The organism is Mycobacterium sp. UM_Kg27, from assembly GCF_000972905.1.
GTDB lineage: Bacteria > Actinomycetota > Actinomycetes > Mycobacteriales > Mycobacteriaceae > Mycobacterium.
In genome coordinates this window covers 12,141-37,096 of sequence record NZ_JRMM01000025.1, presented here as the reverse complement: position 1 = coordinate 37,096, position 24,956 = coordinate 12,141, and the positions used below count along the sequence as shown (strand labels likewise).

Below are 24,956 nucleotides of genomic sequence, written 5' to 3'. Positions count from 1 at the left end.
ATGTGTATAAGAGACAGGGTTTACAGCGCGCAGCCGACGAGCACCGGCTCGGGATGCAGGGTGATGCCGAACGCATCGCGCACCCCGTCCCGCACGATGCGGGCCAGGCTCACGATGTCGGCGGTAGTGGCGCCACCCCGGTTGGTCAGTGCCAGGGCATGTTTGGTGGACAGGCGCGCCGGCGCATCCGGCCCGGGGTAGCCCTTGCCGAAGCCGGACCGCTCCACCAGCCAGCCGGCGGCCAGCTTCACCCCATCGGGAGCTTCCCAATGCGGCACCGAACCGTCCTCCCGATCAGCCATGCTGCGGTAGACATCTTGCGGCACAACAGGGTTGGTAAAAAACGAACCGACGCTCCAGGTGTCGTGGTCATTCGCATCGAGCACCATGCCCTTTGCCGCGCGCAGCGCGAGCACCGCGGCGCGCACCGCCGCCGGGTCGCGGCACTCGCCCTCGACGGCCTGCAGCGCAGCAGTCAACTCGCCGTACCGCAGCGGCGCGCTGCGCCCGGCCGCATCCAGTGCGAATTCGACCTCCAGCACCACCGCCGCATCCGAGTGCTTGAGCACACTGGTGCGGTAGCCGAGCGCCAACTCGTCGGCCGGTGTCCAGCGCACCTCCCCGGTGCGCCGATCCAGCAGCCGAACCCGGGTCAGGCGGTCGGCGACCTCGACACCGTAGGCCCCGACGTTCTGCACCGGCGTGGCGCCGGCCGAGCCGGGAATGCCCGACAAGCATTCCAGCCCGCCCAGCTTCGCAGCGACCGCGCGGGCCACCACGTCATCCCAGACGGCGCCGGCCTCAGCCCGCAGCAGATTGCCCTCGATGGTGATGCCGTCGTTGGCCAGCACGACAGCGGTCAGGTCTTCGAGGTCGTCGGCGATCAGCACATTGGAGCCCCCCGCCAGCAGCAACGGGCGGTCACCGGCCGCGTCGAGTTCGCCCAGCGTCGCCACGATCTGTGCGGTGTCGGTGCAGGTGATGACCCGTCGGGCGATCGGTCCCACCCGCAGGGTGGTCAAGGGCGCCAGCGGCACCGCCTCAGCGACACGCGCGCCCGCGAACCTGGAACCCGCCACGGCCGGTAACGGTAGCGTGACCAGGTATGCCGCGTACATTCACGCTCTCCGAGCTCTACCCGGCAACCGTCGAGCAGGTGTATGCCGTCTTCGCCGACGAGCACTACTGGCGGTCCCGCTTGGCCGACTCCGGAGCCGACGTGGTGGCGTTGGTCTCGATGACCGTCGGCCCCGACGGCGGCGTCGACGTCGCCACCACGCAGGGTATTCACCGGGAGAAGCTGCCCGCGCTGGCGGCCCAGTTCCATCCCGGCAATCTGGATGTCGCGCGGCACGAGACCTGGCATCCGGTGCGCGACGGGAGGGCACGCGCCCAGGTGACCGGCAAGGTCGTCGGCGCACCGGCGAAGCTGTCCGGCGATGCCGTCCTGGCGCCGGCGGCCGGCGGCTGTGAGCTGCGGCTGACCGCGACCGTGCAGGTCGACATCCCGCTGGTGGGCGGCAAGATCGAGAGTTTCATCGGCGGGCAGTTGGCCGAGCTGATGACCACCGAGCAGCGGTTCACCTCCACGTGGCTGAGCCAGGGCGGCACCACACCGACGGCATAGGCTGGATCCATGCGGATTGCTTGTGCGCAGATACTCAGCGGCGCCGACCCGGCCGCGAATCTTCAACTGGTGACCGACTACACCGAACGCGCCGCCGATCAGGGAGCATCGCTGGTGGTGTTCCCGGAGGCGGCGATGTGCCGGTTCGGGGTGCCGCTGGGCCCGGTTGCCGAACCGCTCGATGGGCCGTGGGCCACGCAGGTTCGAGAAGTGGCCGCGCGGGCTCAGATCACCGTGGTGGCCGGGATGTTCACTCCGGCCGAGGATGGACGCGTCACCAACACGTTGTTGGCGGTCGGCCCCGGAACCGACACGCACTACCACAAGGTCCACCTCTACGACGCCTTCGGCTTCACTGAATCACGCACGGTGGCACCGGGATCCGAGCCGGTGGTGATCGATGTCAACGGAGTCGGCGTGGGGTTGTCCACCTGTTATGACATCCGGTTCCCGGCGCTGTATACCGAGTTGGCCGACCGTGGCGCGCAGCTGATCGTGGTCGGCGCCTCGTGGGGCGCCGGTCCGGGCAAGCTATCTCAGTGGGAGCTGCTGGCTCGGGCCCGAGCGCTGGATTCGACGAGCTACGTCGTCGCGGTAGGGCAAGCCGACCCGGGCGCTCCGGAGGATCCCTCCGGGGCGCCGACCGGAGTGGGCCACAGCATGGTCGTCTCACCGTGGGGCGAGGTGATCGCGGCGGCCGGTGCATCGCCGCAGCTACTGGTATGCGACATCGACCTCGACGCGGTCTCCGCGGCCCGCCGGACGCTGGCCGTGTTGAGCAATCGTGCGGCCTTCCTTCAGGTCGGTAAGGCAGAATCGCGCGGGTGAGCAATCCGCCCGGACCTCCCCCCGGCGAGTCCCCCTGGGCTCGCCCCGCCGACCAACCCGAAGCGCAAGACGGCGCTACACCGTCTCGCCCACCGGAGCCGTCCGCATCGCCCACCCAGCAGATGCCGGCGGGCGGTCGTGAAGAGTCCACCAGTCGAATCCCCGCAGCGCCCGCACAACCTCCGGTACCCCCGCAGACCCCGCCACCCGCGCAGGCCGCCGCGCCGCCGCCCGCCGACCCGCGGCCGGGAACCGCCGGCGAGGCGCCCACCAGCGTGATCGAAACCGCGGATTCCCCGTCGCGGTCGGCGTCGATGCTGCGTGATCCGCTGGCCGTGGTCCTGATCCTGGTCACGGTGATCGCGCTGGCGCTGGCCGGGTTGATCGGGGCCGAACTGATCGCCCGCCGTATCGGCGACAGCAAGGTGGCCAAGGCGACCGAGTGCGTGGTGAATGACAAGGCCAGTGCCTCGTTCGGGGTGACGCCACCGTTCCTGTGGCAGCACATCACCGGCAACTACACCAACATCTCCATCCACACTGCGGGCAACCAGGTCAAAGACGCCAAACAGATGACGGCCGACCTGAGCATCTCCGATGTCGATCTGCACGGCACCGGCGACTCGCGTGGCACTATCGGTTCGCTGCAGGCGACGCTGACCTGGCCGTCAGCCGGGATCAAAGAGACCGTTCAGAACATGGTGCCGATTCTGGGCAACCTGGTCTCAGACCTCAAGACCAGTGCGCAGGACGGCACCGTCGAGCTGCGTGGTGCGTTCGGTCTGGCCACCGTTGTGGTCAAGCCCGCAGTCGTCAACGGGGGCCTGTCCCTGCAGGTGCAGAAGCTGACCGGCCTGGGCACTCTGACGCTGCCGCGAGAGTCTTTGCAGCCCGAGTTGGACCGGTTCGCCTCGGAGTTGACCAAGCGTTACCCGCTCGGACTGCGCGCCGACAGCATCGAGGTCACTGATACCGGTGTGGTGGCGCGGTTCTCCACCAGCAACGCCTCCATTCCACGGTCGGATGACCCCTGCTTCGCTCATCTGTAACCTTGCACAATGAGCGCACCCGGACCCACCCATCGGTTTTCCGGCCTGCCGGCGATCATGCTGGCCCTGACCGCGGTGCTCGCAATAGCACTGGTCGGGATGCTCGGCGGTGAGCTTTACGCGCGCCACCGGGCGAACACCTTGGTCGCCGAAGCCGTCAAATGCGAGGCGCAGGACAGTGCCACCGTGTCCTTCGGGACCACTCCCCCGGTACTGGCGCAGTACTTCAACGATGAGTACTCCCACATCTCGGTCAAGACCGCGGGCAATCAGATCCGGCAGGCCAAGGGCATGCGCCTCGATCTGGACATCCGCAACGTCCGGCTGAACAAGGGCGCGGGCGCCTCGGACTCCAAGGGCACTATCGGGTCACTGGACGGCACCATCACCTGGCCGGCCGAGGGCATCAAGGAGTCCATCCAAGAAGTCGTCCCGGTGATCGGCAGCATCGTCACCGGCAGTGTCACCGCCGATCCCGACGCCGGCACCGTGCAGCTCAAGGGCCTGCTCAACAAGGCGACGGTCAAACCGCAGCTGGTGAACAACGGGTTGTCGCTGCAGGTGACCGAGCTGGAACTGCTGGGCCGTGATCTGGACCGCGACAGTGTGCAGCGCAATCTCGATGAGCTCACCGCGAAGGTGACCGACGACCTTCCGCTGGGCATCCACCTCGACAGTGTGGAAGTCACCGATTCCGGTGTGGTGGTTAAGTTCTCAACCCAGAATGCCGCCATCCAGCAGGGGACCTCGTCGAGTCACTGCTTCGACTCGCTGTAAGGCGTCAGACCCGGACCAGCCGGAAGTACCCGTACAGATAAGCGGCCGGGTGTGCCGCTCCCGACACCCCAGCGGGGTTGAACCCGGCGACCAGGATCAGGTCGTCGTTGAACCAACCCCGAAGCCCGCCGCTGTGTCCGTACACGCTGTATTCGACGGCGAAGTCGCTCGAGAAGCCGTCCGCCGTCAGCTCATAGCCGGAGGGCGCGAGGCAGGGCCCAACGAAGTGCCGCAACGCATCCCAGACCAGCGGGGCACCGGAAGCGAGAAACCGCTCCTCAGCGACCCGGTAGCCGGGTTGTATGCCGTCGGCGAATTGCCGTAGCTGCTGCTCGGCTCCGGCGTGATCGGGCACCGACGTGACGGGGACATCAGTGCTCTGGGCATACGCCCGAATATCCCCCAGCGCGGGTGGTGCAGCGCTTCGGTATTGCCAGAAGACATATCCGGCAAGGGCTATGACGAGCCCCATCACCACTGCTGCGCTTATCACCATCGCCTTGCTTGCCTTCATCCGAGTGAACCGATGTTGACGCCCGACATCGGATGCGTGCCGAGGGGGCCGGGCAGCCCGGACCCGATAAGGTCGCCGAGCCGAACGGTGACCAGCGCATCGGGGGTGTCGATCGGCGTGCCGGTATTGTTCTCCCAGGGATTGCGCAGCGTCACCATGGCGTCACTGCCGGTACCGCTGATGCCTTCGACCACATACACATGACTTTGCGTCAAGGGTGCTCCTTCCGGAGAAGTTGAGATCGTCACCGGCTGATGATTGGTCAGGGCCCCGGAAATCGCTTGGTCGATATGCTGATTGGTGAACCAGACGCTCTGCGGGTTGATCACGGTGCCGCGATTGCCGGTCAGCGCCTCCATCGCGTCCTTGGCATAGCCGCCCTGCCCGATCCCCACTTCGTTGCCAAGGGCATCGGCGAGATCCGTTCCCGGGTATTTGAGTTTCGCGTACGCCGACTCCAGCACCGCCGGCCACAGCGCGGCGTCGGGGCGGCCATTGTCGAGCCAACTTGCGCCGTTGTGTTTGATGTCGGTGTCGATGTCGTCCTGCGTGACGTCCACGTGTTTCCACGCATGCCCGTCCCAGAGGGTGACATCGAAATTGCCTGTGCCGTCGTCGAAATGAATGCGATCTTTGATCCACTGCGGGTTGGCGTTGGCGATGGCCCCCATGGTGGCATCCAGATAGCAGTCCCCGACGCTGTCCTGTTTCACGTCTGCGGCGGTCGGATCATGCGGGTAGAGATCGTTGTCGGTCCACCGGCGCTCGCCGGCGCCCGCGCCGATCGCGGGAGACAGGGGCGCGCCGACGCCCATCGGATACCGCAGCGACTGCAGCATCCCCGTCCTGCTGGTGCTGTCAGTGGAGACCTCGCCGACCACCCGGTGGATCTCCCTGGCCTTGGCGGCAAGGAACGCCTGGAACTGCCGAGCGCCGGCCGGGGTGTCGAGGCCGAGCAGGCCTTGCCGGGCCACGACGTCGCTGATCTCGCCCTCAATGGCATCAAGGCGCCCGCGGCCCCACACCGCCTTTCGACATGCCCCCCGTAGCGCCTCGGCGAACACGCGGTCCACCTCGACGGCCATCGCGAGGCGCTGCACCAAATCCTGCTCGCGCGCACGCGCGGCGTCGGCGAATGCACCACGCACATCGGGCATAGCCGCAAAGGCTATCGGCGGTCTGCGGACTTGGGTAGTCACCCGGGCGCGCTACCCCAATCCGTCGAGCACCCCGCGGGTGCCCGACAACCCCAATCGCGTCGCTCCTGCCTCGAGCATGGCCAGCGCATCCTCCGCACTGCGGATACCGCCGCTGGCCTTGACCCCCAGCCGGCCATCGACCGTGTCGGCCATCAGTGCTACCGCGTGCACGCTCGCGCCGCCGGATGGGTGAAATCCGGTGGAGGTCTTGACGAAGTCGGCGCCGGCATCTTCGGCGGCCCGGCAGACAGCGATCAGGGCGGCGTCGCCGGCGAACTCCAGCAGCGCGGCGGATTCGACGATCACCTTGAGCACCACCCGGGGTACCGCGGCCCGCACGGTGGCGATGTCGGCGCCCACCGCGGCGAAATCACCGGCCAGTGCCGCGCCGATGTCGATGACCATGTCGATCTCGGCCGCCCCGTCGGCGGCGGCTAGTGCCGCCTCCTGAGCTTTGACCACCGACAGATGCTTGCCGGACGGGAACCCCGCGACCGCCGCGATCGGGACGCCGGAGGGGTTGGCCTCAGCCGCAATCGCCACCATCGACGGCGATACGCACACCGCGGCCACACCGAGTTCGGCGGCTTCGGCGACGACGGACACCACCTGCTGCGCGGTGGCTTCAGGTTTGAGCAGCGTGTGATCGACCAGTCGCGCCACCCGGTCACGGCCCCAGCGGCCGGCGGCAGTCACGGACATCAGAAGGCCTCCTCGGCGGCGCCGGGATTGCACCCGGATTCGAGCATGGTCACGCCGTCGACGACGGGGCGCCACGGCTCAAGGTTCCAGCTGGTCTTGCCGGGTCGGGCGAACTCGGCGTAGCTCCAGTGGCAGAGGAATTGGTCGCGCATGCCGGGCGTATCGGCCTCGGGGGCGCTGGCGAGCACCTCGCGCCAAGCCTGTTCACCCGCCCCGTCGGTGTCGAGCCGCAGCGCCGCCGCCCGCGCGGAGGGGGTCGGGTACACCCGCAGACTCGACTGGCCGTCGTAGCTGACCCACTCGGTGTGGTCGACATAGCCGGACAACGTGGTGTCAGCGGTGGCCGGCGCCGCGCCCAACACCGCGGCTGTGGCACCCGAAACCGCAAGGACGAACGCGCGCAGCATGGGGCTAGCGGGACTTGCCTTGGACCTCAAGGAGTCGGGGCCGCACGTCCACCAGGTAGACCCCGGCCGCGCAGGCCGCGATCGCCATCCCCATCACCTGCAACAGCAATGCCAGCAGCCCGCACACCCCGAGGATCACCAGCCAGACCGGCTTGGTGAGCTTGTCAGCGGCGGGGTAGGCGTCGGAGCGTTGCATCGCGGCGTGCACAAAGGCGTACACCGACGTCGCGAAGACGGCTATCTGCAAAACGCCAAGGACGGTACCCACCAGGTTCGCAGCGATCACGCTGCAAGCCTAGGCGGGCACCGTCCCGGGCGTCGAACTGCGACTACTTCTGGGTGACCTTCTTGGCCGGAGCCTTCTTGGCGGCGGCCTTCTTGGCCGGAGCCTTCTTGGCAGCCGGAGCGGCCTTCTTGGCAGCCGGAGCCTTCTTGGCGGGGGCCGGCGCCGGCTCGTCCTTCTTGGGCAGCTCGATGCCGACCAGCTTGGCGGCGCGCTCGCCGACCTCACGGGTCTGCGACGCGACGTTGCCCAGTACCTCCTGGGTCAACTCGACGGCCTGGTCGACATAGCCCTCCACCTGCGCCGAGGCGTCGTCCAGACCGGACTGGCTGCGCAGCCGCACCAGGGCGGCCTCACCGCGCGCCACCAGGTCGTTGTACCGCTCGCTGGCCGCCTCCACGTAGCCCTCGGCGGCCTTGCGCAGCTCCTCGCTGGTGAAGCGCTCCCGCAGCTCGGCGAGCTGCTCGGGCAGTTCCTCCTGCAGCTTGTTCAGGCGAGCGCGGCTCTCCTCAACCCGGGTGCTGGCGTCCTCGCGCGCTTCGCCGGCGCGATCGCGCAGGTTGGCGACGAGGTCGTTCACGGTGGCCAGCGCCAGGTCGGCGGCGCCGAGCGCGGCGAGCAGCGGGGCCTTCAGTTCATCGATGGTCGGGTTCTCGGCCATGTCGGGTTCCTTTCAGGTTGAAATCGTGCGTAGGTAATTCGGTCAGGAGAACGACAGAGGATCAGTCAGGTGGCATCTCCTCACCGTCGGCTTCGTTCTGCTGGACGAAAGACGTGTAGATGTCGAGCAGAACCTGCTTTTGCCGTTCCGTGATCGCTGCATCGGCAATTACGGCGTCACGGACCTCGCTCTTCTCGCTCGGCTCCAAAATTCCCGCCCGGATGTAGAGCACCTCGGCGGAAACCCTGAGGGCCTTGGCGATCTGGTTGAGGACGTCAGCGGAAGGTTTACGCAGTCCACGTTCGATCTGGCTCAGATACGGGTTGCTGACGCCGGCCTTGTCGGCCAGCTGACGCATGGACACCTGCGCGGCTTCGCGCTGGGACCGGATGAAGCTACCGATATCCGCCGCTGCCGTGGAGACCACCGCGGCGAGCTTGTCATCCTGCGACACCGGTGACCCCTTTCGTGGACTTGCGATTGCTGACACGTGCCACGATACGGCCTAGTGCTAACTTTTGCAAGCACTTGCTAGCGCAGGTCAGAACATAAGTTGAGCTATGGCGTAGATCGCCAGGCCGGCCAGCGAGCCGACCACCGTGCCGTTGATACGGATGAACTGCAAGTCACGCCCGACATGCAGTTCGATTCGCCGGCTCGCCTCGGCGGCATCCCAGCGCTCGATGGTCTCGGTGATGATTGCGGTGATCTCCACCCCGTAGCGACCCACCAGATGCTGGGCTCCCCGCACGATCCAGTTGTCGACCTTGTCGCGCAGTTCGGCCTTGTCACGCAACGATTCTCCGACCTGGACCACGGTCGCGGCCACCCGCGTCCGCAGCGCGCTAGACGGGTCGTCGACGCCTTCGAGCACCAGTCGCTTGAGCGTCCGCCAGGCCGTCTCCGCAGCCTTGGCGACTTCCTCGCGGGCCATCAGCTGCTCTTTGACCGCGTCGGCCTTCGCGATGGTCGCCTGGTCGTGCTGCAGATCATCGGCGAATTCGAACAGGAATCGGGTCGCGCTGCGACGCAGTTCGTGATCAGGATTACGTCGCACCTTGTCGGTGAAATCCATCAGTTCGCGGTGGATGCGGTCGCCGACCAGGTGGTCGACGAAGCGCGGCGACCAGGTCGGCGAGTCACGCTCGACGACCCGCTGGATGACTTCGCCGGCATTGAGCGACCACTGGAAGGCCCGGTCGGCCAACAGCTGGATCAGCGCCTCCTGCCGGTTCTCCGCCAGCAGGGAACCCAGCACCCGGCCGACCGGCGGGCCCCAGTGCGGCTCGGCGATGCGTTGCACGATCATCCGGTCGATCAAATCCTGGACATCGTCGTCGCGCAGCATCTCGATCAGGACCCGCAGCACGGTCGAGGTTTCGGCGGCCACCCGCTCGGCATGCGTCGGCTCCGACAGCCATTTGCCCACCCGGCCGGCGATCTGCGCGTCGCGCAGCTTGGTCTCGATCACCGGCGGTGACAGGAAGTTCTCCCGCACGAAAGTGCCCAGCCCCTCCCCGAGCTGGTCTTTCTTGCGCTTGATGATCGCGGTGTGCGGGATGGGTATACCCAGCGGATGCTTGAACAGTGCGGTGACCGCAAACCAGTCCGCAAGCGCGCCGACCATGCCGGCCTCGGCGGCGGCGCCGACGTAACCCACCCAGACGGGAGCTGTACCGCCGGCCTGTGCCCACCGACACAGCAGGAAGACCACAGTGGCGCCGAGCAGAAAACTCAGCGCCACCACTTTCATCCGGCGCAGATCGCGCAATCGGACCGCGTCCGCGTCCGGATCAGCGCCCGCGAACGACTCCGCCAACGACTGCACGGTTCGCGCGGCGCCCGGCCAACTCGACTGGTCCTCTGGATGCACCACCTCACCATCATCCGCCAACTACGCCGCTGGGCATATGCGGCAGTTCCAGCCTCGCTAAACCCCCGGGGCACACTCGGCGGGTCCAGCTTCGCCTCGCCTCCGGCGAGCCCCGCTAAACCCCCGGTAACTGTTACCGGACCACAGAGTTTGCTGCACCAGCCCGTATTATCTATTGCGTCTAGGGAATGGGAATCCGCGATAGTGGCAGAGCAGCTCCAGGCCGGCACCGCCAAGACAGACGGTCGTAAGCGGCGTTGGCACCAGCACAAGGTCGACCGCCGCAACGACCTCATCGATGGCACGATCGAGGCGATCCGGCGCCGCGGCCGCTATGTGAGCATGGACGAGATCGCCGCAGAGATCGGCGTGTCCAAGACGGTCCTGTACCGGTATTTCGTCGACAAGAACGACCTCACCACCGCGGTGATGATGCGCTTCGCGCAGACCACCTTGATCCCGAACATGGCGTCGGCGTTGTCGGCGAACCTGGACGGATTCGACCTGGTTCGCGAAATCATCCGGGTATACGTGCAGACCGTGGCCAACGAACCTGAGCCGTACCGGTTCGTGATGGCCAACAGCTCGGCCAGCAAGAGCAAAGTGATCGCCGACTCCGAGCGCATCATCGCCAGGATGCTCGCGGTGATGCTGCGCCGCCGAATGAACGCGGTCGGGATGGACACCCGCGGGGTGGAGCCGTGGGCGTACATGACCGTCGGCGGAGTACAGTTGGCCACTCACTCGTGGCTGCTGGACCCGCGGATGAGCGCCGACGACCTGATCGACTACCTGACGATGATGACCTGGAACGCGCTGTGCGGGATCGTCGAGGTGGGCGGATCGCTGGAAAAGTTCAACGCCGGGCCGCACCCGTCACCGATACTGCCGTGGCGGCGGGCGGCCAGCGTGCAAGCACGCACCGCCGACGCATCGGCGCGGTCCGCGCACTGACCTGGCCTCCCCCATCGGACACTGCCGATTACCAGGGAAATCCCCCTGTATCTCTCGACGGCGCAATCTCCTACCGTCGCAAACGGGACGTCAGAACCGACCTGTTGTGACGCGCAGTCCCATCGACGGAAGGCAGGTGCCTCACCATGGCCACAACGGGCTACCGGCAGGCCGCCAAGACGGTCGTGTCGGCGCTGATCGCTGCCGGAGCATTCCTCAGCGGTGCGTCACTGGCCGGCGCGGACGACCCGGATCAGCCGGGCGGGCAAGGGCAGGACGCCTGCGCAAGCGGCGACCAAAGCCAGCAACCGCAGGATCCGCAGGCATGCGGTGCCGGTATCGCCAATCGCGCCATTGGCGAGGCGCAGAAAGCCGCCGACCAGGCAGCGCGCGCCGCCGGCCAGAACGGTCAGAACACCCCGCCCGGTGACCGGCCACCACAGGACCTGATCACCAACTCGGCCTGCGTCATCTTCAACGGGGTTCCCACGCTCATACCGCCGAGCGGCTTGACCCGCACCGCGTCGCCGTTCGACTCACCCATGGAGGGCAAGCCCTGCTGGTTCGCGTTCGGCGTGAGCCCCACGCACTAACGGATCAGTAGGTGTAGAAGCCCCGGCCGGACTTCTTGCCCAGCTGGCCGGCCTCGACCATGCGCAGCAGCAGCGGCGGCGCGGCGTAGAGCGGCTCCTTGAACTCCTCGTACATCTTGTCCGCGATCAGCTTCAGCGTGTCCAGGCCGACCAGGTCGGACAGCCGCAGCGGTCCCATCGGGTGCGACAGGCCGGCGACGATGGCCTTGTCGATGTCCTCGACGGTGGCGAATCCGGACTCGAGCATGCGGACCGCCGACAGCAGGTAGGGCACCAGCAGGGCGTTCACCACGAAGCCGGAGCGGTCCGAGCAGCGCACCACCTGCTTGCCCAGCACCGCGCTGGCGAACTCCTCGGTGCGGTCGGCGGCGGCGGGGTCGGTGACCAGCGTGCTGACCAGCTCGACCAGCGGCAGCACCGGAACCGGGTTGAAGAAGTGCAGACCCAGCACCCGCTGCGGGTTCGCCGTGGCGGCGGCGATCTTCATGATCGGGATGGACGAGGTGTTCGACGCGAGCACGGCGTCGGGGTCGGTGATCACCCGGTCCAGCTCGGCGAAGATCTTCGACTTGACGGTGTCGTCTTCGATGACGGCCTCGATGACCAGCTGACGGTCCGCCAAGTCACCGAGGTCGGTGGTGAAGGTCAGGTTCGCGAGCGCGTCGTCGCGCTCGCGTTCGGTGATCTTGCCGGCGCTCACGCCGCGCTCCAGCGACTTGACGATTCGGTTGCGGCCCGCGGTGACCAGTGCGTCAGTGGTCTCGAAGACCTTCACCCCAACGCCGGCACGCGCCGACACTTCGGCGATTCCGGCGCCCATCTGCCCGGCTCCGATAACACCTACACGTTGGATCGACACGATCTCCCTTTCAGTCAACGGCAGCAACAGGCCCCGCCCAGGCTGGCTGGACGGGGCCTGCGCTGTCAACTCCCCCGCGGTGCAATCCGACTTCCACCGCGGGAAATGTCAGCGGCTCAGTGGCTCACACCTTCGGTTCCACCTCGCCTCGTGGCTGGCGCCACTCGGCTCAGTGGAACTGGCCCTCTTCAGTGGAACCGGCCAGCGCCGTGGTCGACGAGGTCGGGTCCACGGTGGTGGCGATCCGGTCGAAGTAGCCGGCACCGACCTCGCGCTGGTGCTTGGTCGCGGTGTAGCCGCGCTCCTCGGCGGCGAACTCGCGCTCCTGCAACTCGACATAGGCGCTCATCTGCTTGCGGGCGTAGCCGTGGGCCAGATCGAACATCGAGTAGTTCAGGGCGTGGAAGCCGGCCAGCGTGATGAACTGGAACTTGAAGCCCATGGCGCCCAGCTCGTTCTGGAACTTCGCGATGGTCGCGTCGTCCAGGTGCTGCTTCCAATTGAACGACGGCGAGCAGTTGTAGGCCAGCATCTGGTCCGGGAACTCCGACTTGACGCCCTCAGCGAACTTGCGGGCCAGCTCCAGGTCCGGGGTACCGGTCTCCATCCAGATCAGGTCGGCGTAGGGCGCGTAGGCCTTGGCACGCGCGATGCACGGCTCCAGACCGTTCTTGGTGTAGTAGAAGCCCTCCGCGGTCCGCTCACCGGTGATGAACGGCCGGTCGCGCTCGTCGACGTCGGAGGTGATCAGCGTGGCGGCCTCGGCGTCGGTCCGGGCGATCACCACGGTCGGCACGTCGGCGACGTCAGCGGCCAGACGAGCCGAGGTCAGGGTGCGGATGTGCTGCTGGGTGGGGATCAGCACCTTGCCGCCGAGGTGGCCACACTTCTTCTCCGAGGCCAGCTGGTCCTCCCAGTGCGAACCCGCGACACCGGCGGCGATCATCGCCTTCTGCAGCTCGTAGACATTGAGCGCGCCACCGAAGCCGGCCTCGCCGTCGGCCACGATCGGGGCCAGCCAGTTGTCCACCGAGGTGTCGCCCTCGACCTTGGCGATCTCGTCGGCACGCAGCAGCGCGTTGTTGATCCGGCGCACCACCTGCGGCACCGAGTTGGCGGGGTAGAGGCTCTGGTCGGGGTAGGTGTGGCCGGACAGGTTGGCGTCACCGGCGACCTGCCACCCGGACAGGTAGATGGCCTTCAGGCCGGCCCGGACCTGCTGGACGGCCATGTTGCCGGTCAGCGCGCCCAGGGCGTTGATGTAGTCCAGGTCGTGCAGCTGCTCCCACAGCACCTCGGCGCCACGGCGGGCCAGGGTGTGCTCCTCGACGACATGGCCCTGGAGCGCGACGACATCCTCCGCGGAGTAGGTGCGGGTGACACCCTTCCACCGCGGGTTGTGGTCCCAGTCGTGCTGGATCTGCTCGGGGCTCTTCGGCGTGCCAACGGTCGACATAGGATGCGCTCCTTTGCGTTCTCGATCGGTCGGGGTCGCCGGAGCCGAGAATTGCTTCTCGGCTTTGCTAACACCCCGATCAATTCACTGGTGTGTTAACGCGACCTTGACACAGGACATCTGCCCTGGTCCAGCCGTTTCCTTTGCCAATTTCCGCCATGCATCACGGCCAAATTGCAAAGTTTGCGAAGAACCATCGGGAAAGCCCGTCACGAAATCCGCCGGAAAACTACCGGCCGGTAACATATCCGCACAGGTCAACGCCCGTTTTAGCAGTACGCCCGTACTGACTAGAACGTGTTACAGCGGGAAGATCGCGGCGAGGGCCTTGACCTCTTCGCCCACCAGGTATGTGAGCGTTCTAACAGTGCGATCGGCCAGTCCGGGGCCGAACTGATCGGTCGATCCGGGCGGGTGGACATGGGAGACGATCTCTAGTTTGTCCCCCAGGGCGACCGGCGCCTCGTGTTCCAGGTTGACCCGCAGCGGCGCCGCGAGCAGTTCGGGATAGCTCGACAGGTAGTCCTCGACCACGCTCCAGTACACCGAGTTGTTCATGTGGTCGAACAGGTCGATGTCGGTGAACCGGATCGGGTACTCGTGGATCTCGTCCGCGTCCTCCCGACCCCCGGCCTTCAAGTAGGCCTTCCAGCGCAACCGATCGACGGTGGTGGTGCGCTTGAGCCCGGCCAGGAAGTCCTCGGAGATCCGCGCCGGCCCCTGCGTCTCACGGTTGATGTTGATCCAGAACGCCTCGGATTCGATCAGCCCGCCCTTGCGGCCATCGATGCGGACCCGCATCTCACACCAGCGGTTGGAGGTGCCCGAACACCACCGGCGCATCCGCAGCATGTCCTGGAACTCGATCGGACGAATCAGGTCCATCATGGTGCGCCGTACGATCCACAGCGGGTGCGTCTCCTGATATCCGCCCTCGCGCAGCTGATCCTGGCCGATGTCCTGGATGTGGCGGGCAGCCGCGTCCATCCGCAGGCGGCCCAGCCGGTCGATGTCGGCGACCCGCAGCGGCCACTGCCGGTCGAACACGTCGGGATGTGGGTCCGGCACCGGCATCAAAACCTTGGCCAGGCCGGTCGGCTCCTGCGTCTGCTGCATCGGTGCTCCCGTGGTCTTCCCTGAGCGGATCATGCCATGCCAACAATGCGAATGCGGCCTTCACAGCAGGTAGGGTCGATCAGGTGGCCAAGACGTATGTCGGCGCCCGGGTGCGCCAGCTGCGCAGCGAACGCGGGTTCAGTCAGGCTGCATTGGCCCAGATGCTGGAGATCTCCCCGAGCTACCTCAACCAGATCGAACATGACGTTCGTCCGCTGACCGTCGCGGTGCTGCTGCGGATCGCCGAGGTCTTCGGGGTGGATGCCAGCTTCTTCGCCTCCCAGGACGACACCCGGCTGGTCGCCGAGTTGCGCGAGGTCGCCATGGACCGCGATCTCGACATCGACGTGGACCTGGCCGAGGTGGCCGAATTGGTCAGCGCCCACCCCAAATTGGCCCATGCGATGGTCAACCTGCACCGCCGCTACCGCATCACGACGGCCCAACTCGCCGCGGCCACCGAGGAGCGCTTCTCCGACGGCAGCGGCACCGGCGCGATCACCATGCCGCACGAGGAGGTCCGCGACTACTTCTACCAACGCCAGAACTACCTGCACGAACTCGACACCGCCGCCGAAGATCTGGCCACCCGGATGCGCAGGCACCAGGGCGAATTGGCCGTCGAGCTGGCCAATCGACTCACCGAGGTGCACGGAGTGCACATCAACCGCCGCATTGATCTGGGCGAGACGGTGCTGCACCGCTACGACGCCGAAACCCGCACTCTGGACATCTCCAACCATCTGTCCTGGGGACAGCGCGTCTTCAAGATGGCCGCCGAGCTGGCCTACCTGGAATTCGACGACCAGATCTCGGCCATGGTCGAAGAGGGAAAGTTCACCTCAAAGGATTCCCGCACTCTGGCCCGGCTCGGGTTGGCCAACTATTTCGCGGCGGCGATCGTGTTGCCCTACGGGCAGTTCCACGACAGCGCCGAGACGTTCCGCTACGACATCGAACGGCTGTCGGCCTTCTACCGAGTCAGCTACGAGACCATCGCCCACCGGCTGTCCACCCTGCAGCGGCCGTCGATGCGGGGCGTGCCGTTCTCCTTCGTCCGGGTCGATCGGGCCGGCAACATGTCAAAACGGCAGTCAGCCACCGGTTTTCACTTCTCCTCCAGTGGCGGCACCTGCCCGCTGTGGAACGTCTACGAGACATTCGGCAACCCGGGAAAGATCCTGGTGCAGATCGCCGAGATGCCCGACGGCCGCAAGTACATGTGGGTGGCGCGCACCGTCGAACGCCGTGCCTCCCGCTGGGGCCAGCCGGACAAGACGTTCGCGATCGGGCTCGGTTGCGAACTGCGCCACGCCCACCGGCTGGTCTACTCCGAAGGCCTGGACCTGGCGGCCGGCCACGATGTGCCTGCCACGCCGATCGGAGTGGGTTGCCGGGTCTGCGATCACGACAACTGTCCGCAGCGGGCCTTCCCCGCGCTGGGCCGTGACCTGGATCTCAACGAACATCGCAGCAGTGTCTCGCCGTATCTGGTAAAGCAACAGCGGTGACTTCTCGTATCCCCGAATCTCCCGGCCTGCGCGACCTCGGTCTCGCCAACTGGCTGGTCTGCAAGGTCATCGCCCTACGCCAGCACGTCCCCCGGGCGCACCTGTTCACCACCCTCGGCCAGCACAAGCGGCTGATGTGGGCCTGGCTGCCGTTCGGCGGCGTGCTCATGCGGGGCGGCAAGTTCTCGGCCCGCGACACCGAGTTGGTGATCCTGCGGGTCGGGCACCTGCGCGACAGCCAGTACGAACTGCAACACCATCGCCGGATGGCCCGGGCGGTCGGTATCGACGACGCCACCCAGACGCGGATCTTCGAAGGCCCCAGCGCCGACGGGCTCACCGACCGGCAGCGGGCATTGCTGACCGGGGTCGATGAACTGGTTCAGACCCGCACCCTCTCCGATGCCACCTGGGCACAGCTGGCCGAACACCTGGATCGCCCCCGGCTGATCGAATTCGTCATGCTGACCAGCCAATACGACGCACTGGCCGCCACCTTGAGCGCACTGCGGGTGCCGCTGGACTTCGATGAGTAGTCCTGCGTGACGGCTACCGTGAGCCACGACCTGGCCGTCGCCGGGGGCGGGGTGCTGCTGATCGCTGCGGTCTTGATCGTGGTGGGACGCGCACTGGCACGACGCGGGGCCAGCCCTTTGGTCACCCGCAAGATCCCGCACGCGCTGTGCGGGTTGTTCGCCGCCCTGGCGGCCTTCCAGCTCTCGCATGGGGTGGTGGTTGCCGGGGTGCTGGCGACGGCGACGGTGGCCTTGACGGTCATCGTGGAGCGCGGTCTGATCCCGGTTCCCGGCGTGTTCGACGGCACCCGGTCGCGCGACTATGGACTGGTGGGCTTCGCCGCCGGGGCGTTGGTCGCGGTGCTGGCGTTCTGGCCGGACCGGGTCGCCATCGCCGCGGGTGTGGTGGTGCTCGGGCTGGCCGACGCCGGTGCGGCGCTGATCGGGGACCGCTACGGCAGACACCGGGTCGAAGCCGGTGGCGGGGTGCGCTCGCTGGAGGGGTCGGTGGCCTTCGTGGCCATCGCGTTCGCCGTGTCCTGGGTGTTCTGCCGGGTCGGTCTTGAACTGAATACGTTTATGGCGGTGTCGGTTTCGCTGTTCGTCGCGATGACCACCGCCGCGGTGGAACTTTTGGTGCTGCCCGCGGCGGACAACCTGCTGATCACGCCGTGGGTTGCCCTGCTGCTGCACCTGGCGCGGGAGCTCTCGACCGACGACGCGCTGCGATGGCTGGCGGCGGTGGTATTCGGTTGCGCCATCGTGCCGTTCATGCTGCGGATGCGGTGGCTGGATATGCCGGGCGCGCTCAGCGGTGGCCTGATCGCCGGGGTCGCCGTCGGCCTCGGCGGGTGGGGCTGGATCATCCCGGCCGCACTGTTCTTCTCGCTGACCAGCCTGCTGACCGCGTATCGCCGCCCCGTCCGGTCCGGGGGCATGCGCACCATGAGCCAGGTCGCGGTGAACGCCGGCCTGCCGGTGCTGATTCCGGTGATCGGCTATGCGTTCACCGGGGACCCGCTCTGGTACGCCGTGTCGATCGGCGGGATCGCGGCCGGCATCGCCGATTCCTGGGCCTCGGAGATCGGCCGCTTCTCGTCCCGAGAGCCGCTGTCGCTGCGCACCCGGACGCGAGTGCCCAAGGGCACCTCGGGTGCGGTATCCCCGTTGGGTTCGGCTGCGACGGTGCTGGGGGCACTGGCCGTCGGCGCATTCGGCGCCCTGTTCGGCGGGCTCGCGATGGTGCCGGTGGGCCTGGCGGCCGGCGTCGCCGGCTCCCTGGTCGACACCCTGATCGGCGCTACCGTGCAGGCCCGCTTCGTCTGCGCGTCGTGCGGTGCGACCGTGGAAGACGGCCTGCACTGCGGCGCGCCGACAACGGCGTCGACCGGCTGGCGTTGGATGGGCAACGACGCGGTCAACGCCTGCGCGAACGTGGCCGGCATGGTCGTGGGGTTCGGGGTTTTCGCGGTTTTCGGGGGCTGACCCGGCGAATCTTCGAGCTTGGCCGGTGTGCCGCTCCCGCGCAGCATCTGCGGTATATCTGCACGCTCGGGCACTCGGCACCGGCTACCTGAACGTGGCACCCGTTAAGTGCCAAAAACTCACAGCGCGCTCCTATCTTGGGGGGCGTAGTGTCGGCCCCAGTGTTGAGCCACCAGCACGTCATTTCCCTGACATAGGTCTCTCCCGAGAGGACCAACGGTGGCACCTCCCACACGCGCACCCCAAGCCAAGTCCCAATGGCTGTCGCAGTCCGCAGCACAGACTCGCGGATCAGACAAAGGCGAGGTGCAGTTCCACTACGACATCTCCAACGACTTCTTCAAGCTGTGGCAGGACCCGTCGCAGACCTACAGCTGCGCATATTTCGAGCGCGACGACATGACGCTGCAAGAAGCGCAGCTGGCCAAGGTCGACCTGTCGCTGGGAAAGCTGGGCCTAGAACCCGGGATGACGTTGCTCGACATCGGCTGCGGCTGGGGTTCGACGATTCGGCGGGCCGCCGAGCGCTACGACGTCAATGTCATCGGCCTGACCCTCTCGGAGAACCAGAAGCAGCACATCGAGGACAACGTGTTCGCGAACTCCACCAGCACGCGCCACATGGAAGTGCGGCTGCAGCCCTGGGAGGAGTTCGACGGGCAGGTCGACAGAATCGTGTCCATCGGCGCGTTCGAGCATTTCGGCTTCAGCAAGTACGACGACTACTTCAAGAAGACGTTCAGTTGGATGCCCGACGATGGGGTGATGCTGCTGCACAGCATCGTCATCCCCAGCGACGAGGAGATCAAGGCCAAGAAGCTGCCGCTGACGATGTCGCGGCTGCGGTTCATCAAGTTCATCATGGACGAGATCTACCCTGGCGGACGCCTTCCCTTGGCCGCGCAGGTAACCGACCATGCGGCCAACGCCGGCTACACCGTGACTCGCGAGCAGCACCTGCAGCCGCACTACGTTCGCACCTTGAGCACATGGGCGGCCAACCTCGAGGCCAAGAAGGACGAGGCCGTCGCCATCACGTCGGAAGTCGTCTACGAGCGGTTCCACAAGTACCTCACCGGCTGCGCCGAACTGTTCGAGACGGGCTATACCGACGTCGTCCAGTTCACCTGCGAGAAGGCGCCCGCATGACCGGGTTTGCCCGAATCCGCCGGCCGGATCGGGGCGGCGGGTAAGTGGCGGGGCAGATGGGCGACAGCACGCGCGGTGCACCGACGATGGCGGTGGCCTACGCCGATGTGCAGGCCCACTACGACATCTCGAACGACTTCTTCGGCTTGTTCCAGGACCCCACCCGGACCTATAGCTGCGCCTACTTCGAGCGCGAGGACATGTCGCTACAAGAGGCGCAACTCGCCAAAATCGATCTCGCCCTGTCCAAGTTGGATCTCGCCCCGGGGATGACGCTGCTCGATGTCGGGTGCGGGTGGGGGTCGGCGATGCAGCGGGCAATCGAAACCTATGACGTCAACGCGGTGGGGTTGACGTTGAGCAGAAACCAGTGCAGCCTCGGCCAGCGACTGCTCGACGACGTCGACAGCGAACGCTCACGCCAGATCCTGCTGCGCGGGTGGGAGGAATTCGACCAACCGGTCGACCGTATCGTCAGCATCGAAGCCTTCGAAGCCTTCCCCAAGGAGCGCTACGCCGCGTTCTTCGGGTTGTGCCACCGGCTGATGCCCGACGAGGGCCGGATGGTCCTGCAGACCATCATGGGCCACCCCCTCAAGCGCTGGCCGGAAATGGGCATCCCGATCACGATGACGGACCTGCGGTTCATGCGCTTCATCGCGAAGGAGATCTTCCCCGGCGGCTCGGTACCGTGCGACGAGGACGTCGTCGAATTCGCTTGCGCTGCAGGGTTCTCCATCGCCGACCGCCAGGATCTGACGCCGCACTACGTGCGCACGCTGGACACCTGGGCGACGCGACTGCAAGCGGCCCGCGAGCAAGCGATCGCAGTGACCTCGCCAGAGGTCTACGAGCGGTACCTGAAGTACCTGCTGGGCTGCGCAGACTTCTTTCAACGAAATGTCAGCTATGTCGCCCAGTTCACGCTGGCCAAAGGCTGACAGCCGCGCCGAGCGCACCGACTCGAGGAATCAGAAGTTGATCATGTGTCCCGTCAGCCCGTGGAAGCATTCCTGCAGCGCCTCCGACATGGTCGGGTGGGTGTGCACGTTGCGGGCCAATTCGTTTGCCGTCAGATCCCACTTCTGTGCCAGGGTCAGTTCGGGCAGCAGCTCCGAGACGTCGTGGCCGACCAGATGACCGCCGATCAGCTCACCGTAGCGGGCATCGGCGATCAACTTCACGAACCCGCTGGGGTCGCCTACGCCGTGCGCTTTGCCGTTGGCGGTGAACGGGAACTTGACCACTTTGACGTCGTAGCCCTCGGCCTTGGCCTGCTCCTCGGTGAGCCCGAAGCTGGCCACCTGCGGCTGACAGAAGGTGGCCCGCGGCATCATCCGGTAATCGCCCAGCGACATGGTTTCAGCCCCGCCGATGGTCTCGGCGGCCACCACGCCCTGCGCCTCGGCGACGTGCGCCAGCTGCAGCAGCCCGGTGACGTCACCGATGGCATAGATATGCGGCACCGAGGTCTGCAGGTATTCGCCGACACCGATGGCGCGACGCTCGGTCAGCGCGACGCCCGCCGCCTCCAGCCCGTAGCCGTCGACGTTGGGGGCAAAACCGATGGCCTGCAACACCTTGTCGGCCTTGAGTTCCTCGGTCTGACCGTCCTTGCTGACCGTGACCGTAACCTGGCCACCGGCGCCGCTGTCCACAATGGACTCGACCTTGGTTCCGGTCCGGATCTTGACGCCCAGTTTCTTGAACTGCTTCTCGATCTCTTTGGACACATCGGCGTCCTCGTTCGGCAGCGCCCGGGGCAAGAACTCCACCACGGTGACGTCCACGCCGTAGTTGGCCAGCACGTAGGAGAACTCCATACCGATCGCTCCGGCGCCGGCGATGATGATCGAGCTCGGCAGCTCCCGGCTCAGGATCAGTTGCTCGTAGGTGACGACGTTGTCCGACAGCGAGGTGCCCGGCACCAGCCGGGTGCTCGACCCGGTGGCAATGATCGCGTTGGTGAACGTAACCGTCTCGCTACCACCGTCGTTGAGCGCCACCGACAGTGTGTTCGGGTCGGTGAAAGTGCCGTAGCCGTGGATCTCGGTGATCTTGTTCTTCTTCATCAAGAAGTGCACGCCGGCCACCCGGCCCTCGGCGACCTTGCGGCTGCGGTCGAACGCGGCGCCGTAGTCGAAGGTGGCCGTGCCGCTGATCCCAAAGGTCTGGGCCTCCTTGGTGACGATGTGCGCCAGCTCCGCGTTGCGCAGCAGCGCTTTGGACGGAATGCAGCCGACATTGAGGCAGACCCCGCCCCAGTACTTCGGCTCGATGATGGCGGTGTTCAAGCCCAGCTGGGCGGCACGAATGGCCGCGACATATCCGCCGGGACCTGCTCCAAGAACGACGACGTCATAGTGGGTCACGGACCCACCCTAGCGGGAAGGGGCTGCGCGCCGCCCGGGCCCGCGCACACCGGCCCGCTGTTTCCCGGCCACGGTCTACGGGTATCCCGCCGCCGAACTTTGCCGCAGCCGCGTTCGTGTAACCCGATAGCAGCTCCGAACACCTGCTGTGGGGTTGACATGCAGAACAGATAGCTCGGCGCCGCCGAGCCAGGGGGAAGGCGCGGCCGGTCATCTGACGGACCGCGTAAACAATTTGAGGGGGAAAAATTTCATGATGAGCTCACTGCGGCCGCATTTCGAGGATGTGCAGTCGCATTACGACCTGTCCGACGAGTTTTATCAACTGTTTCTGGATCCGACGCAGACCTATAGCTGCGCGTATTTCGAACGCGAAGATATGAGCCTGGAGGAAGCTCAGCTCGCGAAAATCGACCTGGCGCTGGGCAAGCTGGGGCTGCAGCCCGGGATGACACTGCTTGACGTCGGCTGTGGCTGGGGGGCCACCATGCGCCGGGCCGTGCAGCGTTACGACGTCAACGTGATCGGGCTGACCTTGAGCAAGAACCAGGCCGTTCACGTCGCGGCGGCCTTCGACGCGATGGACAGCCCGCGCAGCAGCCGCGTGCTCCTGCAGGGCTGGGAAGAGTTCGACGAGCCGGTCGACAGGATCGTGTCGATCGGAGCTTTCGAGCACTTCGGTTATGACCGCTACGACGACTTCTTCGAATTCGCCTACCGCGCGCTGCCGGCCGACGGGGTGATGCTGCTGCACACGATCGTGGCGGCCGGAAGCGCAGAGTTCCAAGAACGCGGGCTGAAGATCACGATGGAGTTGCTGCGATTCGTGAAGTTCATCATGGAAGAGATCTTCCCGGGGGGTCGGCTGCCACAGGTGTCCCAGGTGGACCGGCACGCGACCGCAGCCGGCTTCCATGTCACCCGGGTTCAGCCGCTGCGACTGCACTACGCGCGCACGCTGGACCACTGGGCGGCGGCGTTGGCAGCCCACCGGGACGAGGCGATCGCGATCCAGTCCGCCGAGGTCTACGAGCGCTACATGAAATACCTCACCGGCTGCGCCGAACTGTTTCGAAACGGCAACACCGATGTCTGCCAGTTCACCTGCCAGAAATAGCCCACGGCGCGTTCGCGGCATTTCGAAAGGAAACCGGACCATGGTTGAGGAATCGATTCGCAATAGACCCATGCGCCCCCATTTCGAGGACATCCAGGCGCATTACGATCTCTCCGACGACTTCTTCGGTCTGTTCCAGGACGCCAGCCGCACCTACAGCTGCGCCTATTTCGAACCGCCGGAGCTCACGCTCGGCGAGGCCCAGATCGCCAAGATCGATCTGAACCTGGACAAGCTGGAACTGCGGCCGGGCATGACGGTGCTCGACATCGGCTGCGGCTGGGGCGCCACCATGCGACGTGCGGTCGAGAAGTATGACGTCAACGTCATCGGGTTGACGCTGTCGAAGAACCAACTCGCCTATACCCGCCAGCTCCTCGACCAGCTGGACAGCGAGCGCTCACGACGGGTGCTGTTGCACGGCTGGGAGGAATTCCACGAGCCGGTGGACCGGATCGTGTCGATCGAGGCGTTCGAGCACTTCGGCTTTGAGCGCTACGACGACTTCTTCGGCAACTGCTTCAAGATCCTGCCCGATGACGGGCGGATGACGATCCAGAGTAGCGTCAGCTACCACCCTTACGACCTCAATGCCCGCGGCAAGAAGCTCAGTTTCGAGACGGCGCGGTTCATCAAGTTCATGGTCACCGAGATCTTCCCGGGTGGCCGGCTGCCGTCCACCGACATGATGGTGCAGCGCGGCGAGAAAGCGCATTTCGTTGTGCCCGAACCGCTCTCGCTACGTCCGCACTACATCAAGACACTGAAGATCTGGGGCGACGCACTGGAAGCCAACAAGGACATCGCCGTGCAGCTCACTTCCGAAGAGGTCTACCAGCGCTATATGAAATACCTGCGCGGGTGCGAACACTACTTCGCCGACGAGATGCTCGACGTCAGCCTTGTGACGTACCTCAAGCCGAAGGCGCCTAGCGACGTTTCGGCGCACGGAGCAGCACGACCCGTTTCGCCGCAGCCTGCGGATCGGTCGGTGCCGCCGGGGCGAGCGCCTGATCCACCGAAAGGCGAGGCCGCCATGGCCAAAGAACTGACACCACATTTTGAGGACGTCCAGGCACATTACGACCTGTCCGACGACTTCTTCCGTTTGTTTCTGGACCCGTCGCAGACCTACAGTTGCGCCTACTTCGAACGCAATGACATGACGCTCGAAGAGGCCCAGCTGGCCAAGATCGACCTGGCGTTGGGCAAGCTCGACCTGCAACCGGGAATGACGCTGCTCGATGTCGGCTGCGGCTGGGGCGCCACCATGTCTCGGGCGATCGAACGCTACGACGTCAACGTCATCGGCCTGACCCTGTCAAAGAACCAAGCCGCCTATGTACAGCGGACTTTCGACGCGATGAACAGTCCCCGTGACCGAAGGGTGTTGCTGCAGGGGTGGGAACAGTTCGACGAGCCCGTAGACCGGATCGTCTCGATCGGGGCCTTCGAGCACTTCGGCCACGACCGCTATCCCGCGTTCTTCTCGATGGCCTACGACGCACTTCCCTCCGACGGCGTGATGCTGCTGCACACCATCTGTGGCATGAACCCCAAGTACGCCAAGGAACTAGGCATTCCGTTGACGTTCGAGTTGGCTCGCTTCATCAAATTCATCATGACCGAGATCTTCCCGGGCGGCAGGCTGCCGTCGGTCTCGATGGTCGAGGAGCGCGCCGCCGAGGCCGCCTTCACCGTCACCCGGGTGCAGTCCTTGCAACCGCACTACGCCAGGACCTTGGACTGCTGGTCGGAAGCGCTGGAATCGCATCGCGAGCAGGCCATTGCGATCCAGTCCCAAGAGGTCTACGACCGCTACATGAAGTACCTGACGGGCTGCGCGAAGATGTTCCGGCAACGCCAGGTCGATGTCAACCAATTCACCTTGGCGAAGTAGGCATTCGGG

General features: G+C 66.0%; 26 protein-coding genes and 1 pseudogene. 14 read left to right on the top strand and 13 right to left on the bottom strand.

Features of this window, described 5'->3' with window-relative positions; translation table 11 throughout:
* Positions 1-20 precede the first annotated feature (20 nt).
* On the bottom strand, positions 21-1,118 hold the full coding sequence (locus LI94_RS06525) for a UDP-N-acetylmuramate dehydrogenase (RefSeq protein ID WP_046300677.1): 1,098 nt from the start codon (positions 1,116-1,118) through the stop codon (positions 21-23).
* On the opposite strand from LI94_RS06525, the gene LI94_RS06520 reads away from it, so the two are divergent.
* Genes LI94_RS06520 through LI94_RS06505 form a run of 4 tightly spaced genes read left to right on the top strand, consistent with a single transcriptional unit; the run spans position 1,106 to position 4,281 of the window.
* Complete coding sequence (locus LI94_RS06520; protein WP_046300676.1) at positions 1,106-1,627, top strand: DUF2505 domain-containing protein; 522 nt, start codon at positions 1,106-1,108, stop codon at positions 1,625-1,627. The genes LI94_RS06525 and LI94_RS06520 overlap by 13 nt on opposite strands.
* Before the next feature lie 9 nt (positions 1,628-1,636).
* Positions 1,637-2,455 carry a carbon-nitrogen hydrolase family protein gene (locus LI94_RS06515; protein ID WP_046300675.1) on the top strand — a complete coding sequence of 273 codons (819 nt, stop codon included), beginning with the start codon at positions 1,637-1,639 and terminating at the stop codon, positions 2,453-2,455.
* A complete protein-coding gene (locus LI94_RS06510) occupies positions 2,452-3,504 on the top strand; it encodes a DUF2993 domain-containing protein (protein WP_239651163.1) in 1,053 nt (350 codons plus the stop codon). The genes LI94_RS06515 and LI94_RS06510 overlap by 4 nt, the downstream gene beginning before the upstream one ends.
* Positions 3,505-3,513: 9 nt before the next feature.
* Positions 3,514-4,281, top strand: coding sequence for a DUF2993 domain-containing protein (locus LI94_RS06505; protein ID WP_052739878.1), 768 nt, complete (start codon positions 3,514-3,516; stop codon positions 4,279-4,281).
* A gap of 4 nt (positions 4,282-4,285) precedes the next feature.
* Here the strand turns inward: LI94_RS06505 and LI94_RS06500 are convergent, their stop codons facing one another.
* The 8 genes from LI94_RS06500 to LI94_RS06465 form a co-directional block, all read right to left on the bottom strand.
* Entirely contained in the window at positions 4,286-4,777 is a 492-nt protein-coding gene (locus tag LI94_RS06500) for a hypothetical protein (RefSeq protein ID WP_152664762.1), read from the bottom strand.
* A 14-nt stretch (positions 4,778-4,791) separates the two neighbouring features.
* Positions 4,792-5,952 (bottom strand): DUF4226 domain-containing protein, encoded by a 1,161-nt coding sequence (locus LI94_RS21835; protein WP_052739877.1) that lies wholly within the window; start codon positions 5,950-5,952, stop codon positions 4,792-4,794.
* Between the two features lie 51 nt (positions 5,953-6,003).
* Positions 6,004-6,696 (bottom strand): deoxyribose-phosphate aldolase, encoded by a 693-nt coding sequence (gene deoC / locus LI94_RS06490; protein WP_046300672.1) that lies wholly within the window; start codon positions 6,694-6,696, stop codon positions 6,004-6,006.
* Entirely contained in the window at positions 6,696-7,103 is a 408-nt protein-coding gene (locus LI94_RS06485; protein WP_052739875.1) for a DUF2599 domain-containing protein, read from the bottom strand. The genes deoC and LI94_RS06485 overlap by 1 nt, the downstream gene beginning before the upstream one ends.
* 4 nt (positions 7,104-7,107) lie before the next feature.
* The gene (locus tag LI94_RS06480) at positions 7,108-7,389 is read right to left on the bottom strand and encodes a DUF2516 family protein (protein ID WP_024443431.1); all 282 of its coding nucleotides are present in this window, start codon (positions 7,387-7,389) and stop codon (positions 7,108-7,110) included.
* Positions 7,390-7,432: 43 nt separating this feature from the next.
* Positions 7,433-8,047, bottom strand: a complete 615-nt coding sequence (locus LI94_RS06475; RefSeq protein ID WP_024443430.1) for a hypothetical protein — start codon at positions 8,045-8,047, stop codon at positions 7,433-7,435.
* Between the two features lie 61 nt (positions 8,048-8,108).
* Positions 8,109-8,501: a helix-turn-helix domain-containing protein gene (locus tag LI94_RS06470; protein WP_024443429.1), complete on the bottom strand. Its 393-nt coding sequence runs from the start codon at positions 8,499-8,501 to the stop codon at positions 8,109-8,111.
* An 87-nt stretch (positions 8,502-8,588) separates the two neighbouring features.
* Positions 8,589-9,923, bottom strand: a complete 1,335-nt coding sequence (locus LI94_RS06465) for a DUF445 domain-containing protein (protein ID WP_046300671.1) — start codon at positions 9,921-9,923, stop codon at positions 8,589-8,591.
* Positions 9,924-10,124: 201 nt separating this feature from the next.
* Here LI94_RS06465 and LI94_RS06460 point away from each other — a divergent pair, with 201 nt between their 5' ends.
* Together LI94_RS06460 and LI94_RS06455 are read left to right on the top strand one after the other, a co-directional pair.
* Positions 10,125-10,874, top strand: coding sequence for a TetR/AcrR family transcriptional regulator (locus LI94_RS06460; RefSeq protein WP_046300670.1), 750 nt, complete (start codon positions 10,125-10,127; stop codon positions 10,872-10,874).
* Between the two features lie 146 nt (positions 10,875-11,020).
* Positions 11,021-11,467, top strand: a complete 447-nt coding sequence (locus LI94_RS06455) for a hypothetical protein (RefSeq protein ID WP_046300669.1) — start codon at positions 11,021-11,023, stop codon at positions 11,465-11,467.
* A gap of 4 nt (positions 11,468-11,471) precedes the next feature.
* On the opposite strand, the gene LI94_RS06450 is transcribed toward LI94_RS06455, so the two are convergent.
* The 3 genes from LI94_RS06450 to LI94_RS06440 all read right to left on the bottom strand — a co-directional run bounded on the left by LI94_RS06450 (position 11,472) and on the right by LI94_RS06440 (position 14,898).
* Positions 11,472-12,329, bottom strand: a complete 858-nt coding sequence (locus LI94_RS06450; protein ID WP_255351883.1) for a 3-hydroxybutyryl-CoA dehydrogenase — start codon at positions 12,327-12,329, stop codon at positions 11,472-11,474.
* Positions 12,330-12,495: 166 nt separating this feature from the next.
* Positions 12,496-13,782 (bottom strand): isocitrate lyase, encoded by a 1,287-nt coding sequence (aceA, locus tag LI94_RS06445; RefSeq protein ID WP_024443424.1) that lies wholly within the window; start codon positions 13,780-13,782, stop codon positions 12,496-12,498.
* 300 nt (positions 13,783-14,082) lie between these two features.
* Positions 14,083-14,898: an acyl-[acyl-carrier-protein] thioesterase gene (locus tag LI94_RS06440; protein ID WP_046300667.1), complete on the bottom strand. Its 816-nt coding sequence runs from the start codon at positions 14,896-14,898 to the stop codon at positions 14,083-14,085.
* A gap of 83 nt (positions 14,899-14,981) precedes the next feature.
* On the opposite strand from LI94_RS06440, the gene ramB reads away from it, so the two are divergent.
* The 5 genes from ramB to LI94_RS06415 all read left to right on the top strand — a co-directional run bounded on the left by ramB (position 14,982) and on the right by LI94_RS06415 (position 20,499).
* A complete protein-coding gene (gene ramB, locus LI94_RS06435; RefSeq protein ID WP_024444015.1) occupies positions 14,982-16,409 on the top strand; it encodes an acetate metabolism transcriptional regulator RamB in 1,428 nt (475 codons plus the stop codon).
* Positions 16,406-16,945, top strand: a complete 540-nt coding sequence (locus LI94_RS06430) for a carboxymuconolactone decarboxylase family protein (protein WP_024444016.1) — start codon at positions 16,406-16,408, stop codon at positions 16,943-16,945. Before ramB ends, LI94_RS06430 begins: the two co-directional genes overlap by 4 nt.
* A 6-nt stretch (positions 16,946-16,951) precedes the next feature.
* A complete protein-coding gene (locus tag LI94_RS06425) occupies positions 16,952-18,409 on the top strand; it encodes a DUF92 domain-containing protein (protein WP_239651162.1) in 1,458 nt (485 codons plus the stop codon).
* Positions 18,410-18,628: 219 nt separating this feature from the next.
* Positions 18,629-19,558: a cyclopropane mycolic acid synthase family methyltransferase gene (locus tag LI94_RS06420; RefSeq protein WP_036458873.1), complete on the top strand. Its 930-nt coding sequence runs from the start codon at positions 18,629-18,631 to the stop codon at positions 19,556-19,558.
* 56 nt (positions 19,559-19,614) lie between these two features.
* Positions 19,615-20,499 carry a cyclopropane mycolic acid synthase family methyltransferase gene (locus LI94_RS06415; RefSeq protein ID WP_046300665.1) on the top strand — a complete coding sequence of 295 codons (885 nt, stop codon included), beginning with the start codon at positions 19,615-19,617 and terminating at the stop codon, positions 20,497-20,499.
* A gap of 30 nt (positions 20,500-20,529) precedes the next feature.
* Here LI94_RS06415 and lpdA read toward each other — a convergent pair whose 3' ends face one another.
* The gene (gene lpdA / locus LI94_RS06410; RefSeq protein WP_024444020.1) at positions 20,530-21,930 is read right to left on the bottom strand and encodes a dihydrolipoyl dehydrogenase; all 1,401 of its coding nucleotides are present in this window, start codon (positions 21,928-21,930) and stop codon (positions 20,530-20,532) included.
* Between the two features lie 256 nt (positions 21,931-22,186).
* Here lpdA and LI94_RS06405 point away from each other — a divergent pair, with 256 nt between their 5' ends.
* From LI94_RS06405 to LI94_RS06395, 3 genes and pseudogenes are all read left to right on the top strand, one after another.
* Positions 22,187-23,047: a cyclopropane mycolic acid synthase family methyltransferase gene (locus LI94_RS06405; protein WP_164517969.1), complete on the top strand. Its 861-nt coding sequence runs from the start codon at positions 22,187-22,189 to the stop codon at positions 23,045-23,047.
* Positions 23,048-23,087: 40 nt separating this feature from the next.
* A pseudogene (locus tag LI94_RS06400) lies at positions 23,088-23,981 on the top strand (cyclopropane mycolic acid synthase family methyltransferase); the annotation flags it as partial.
* Between the two features lie 102 nt (positions 23,982-24,083).
* Positions 24,084-24,947 (top strand): cyclopropane mycolic acid synthase family methyltransferase, encoded by an 864-nt coding sequence (locus tag LI94_RS06395; protein ID WP_036458880.1) that lies wholly within the window; start codon positions 24,084-24,086, stop codon positions 24,945-24,947.
* Positions 24,948-24,956: the final 9 nt, after the last annotated feature.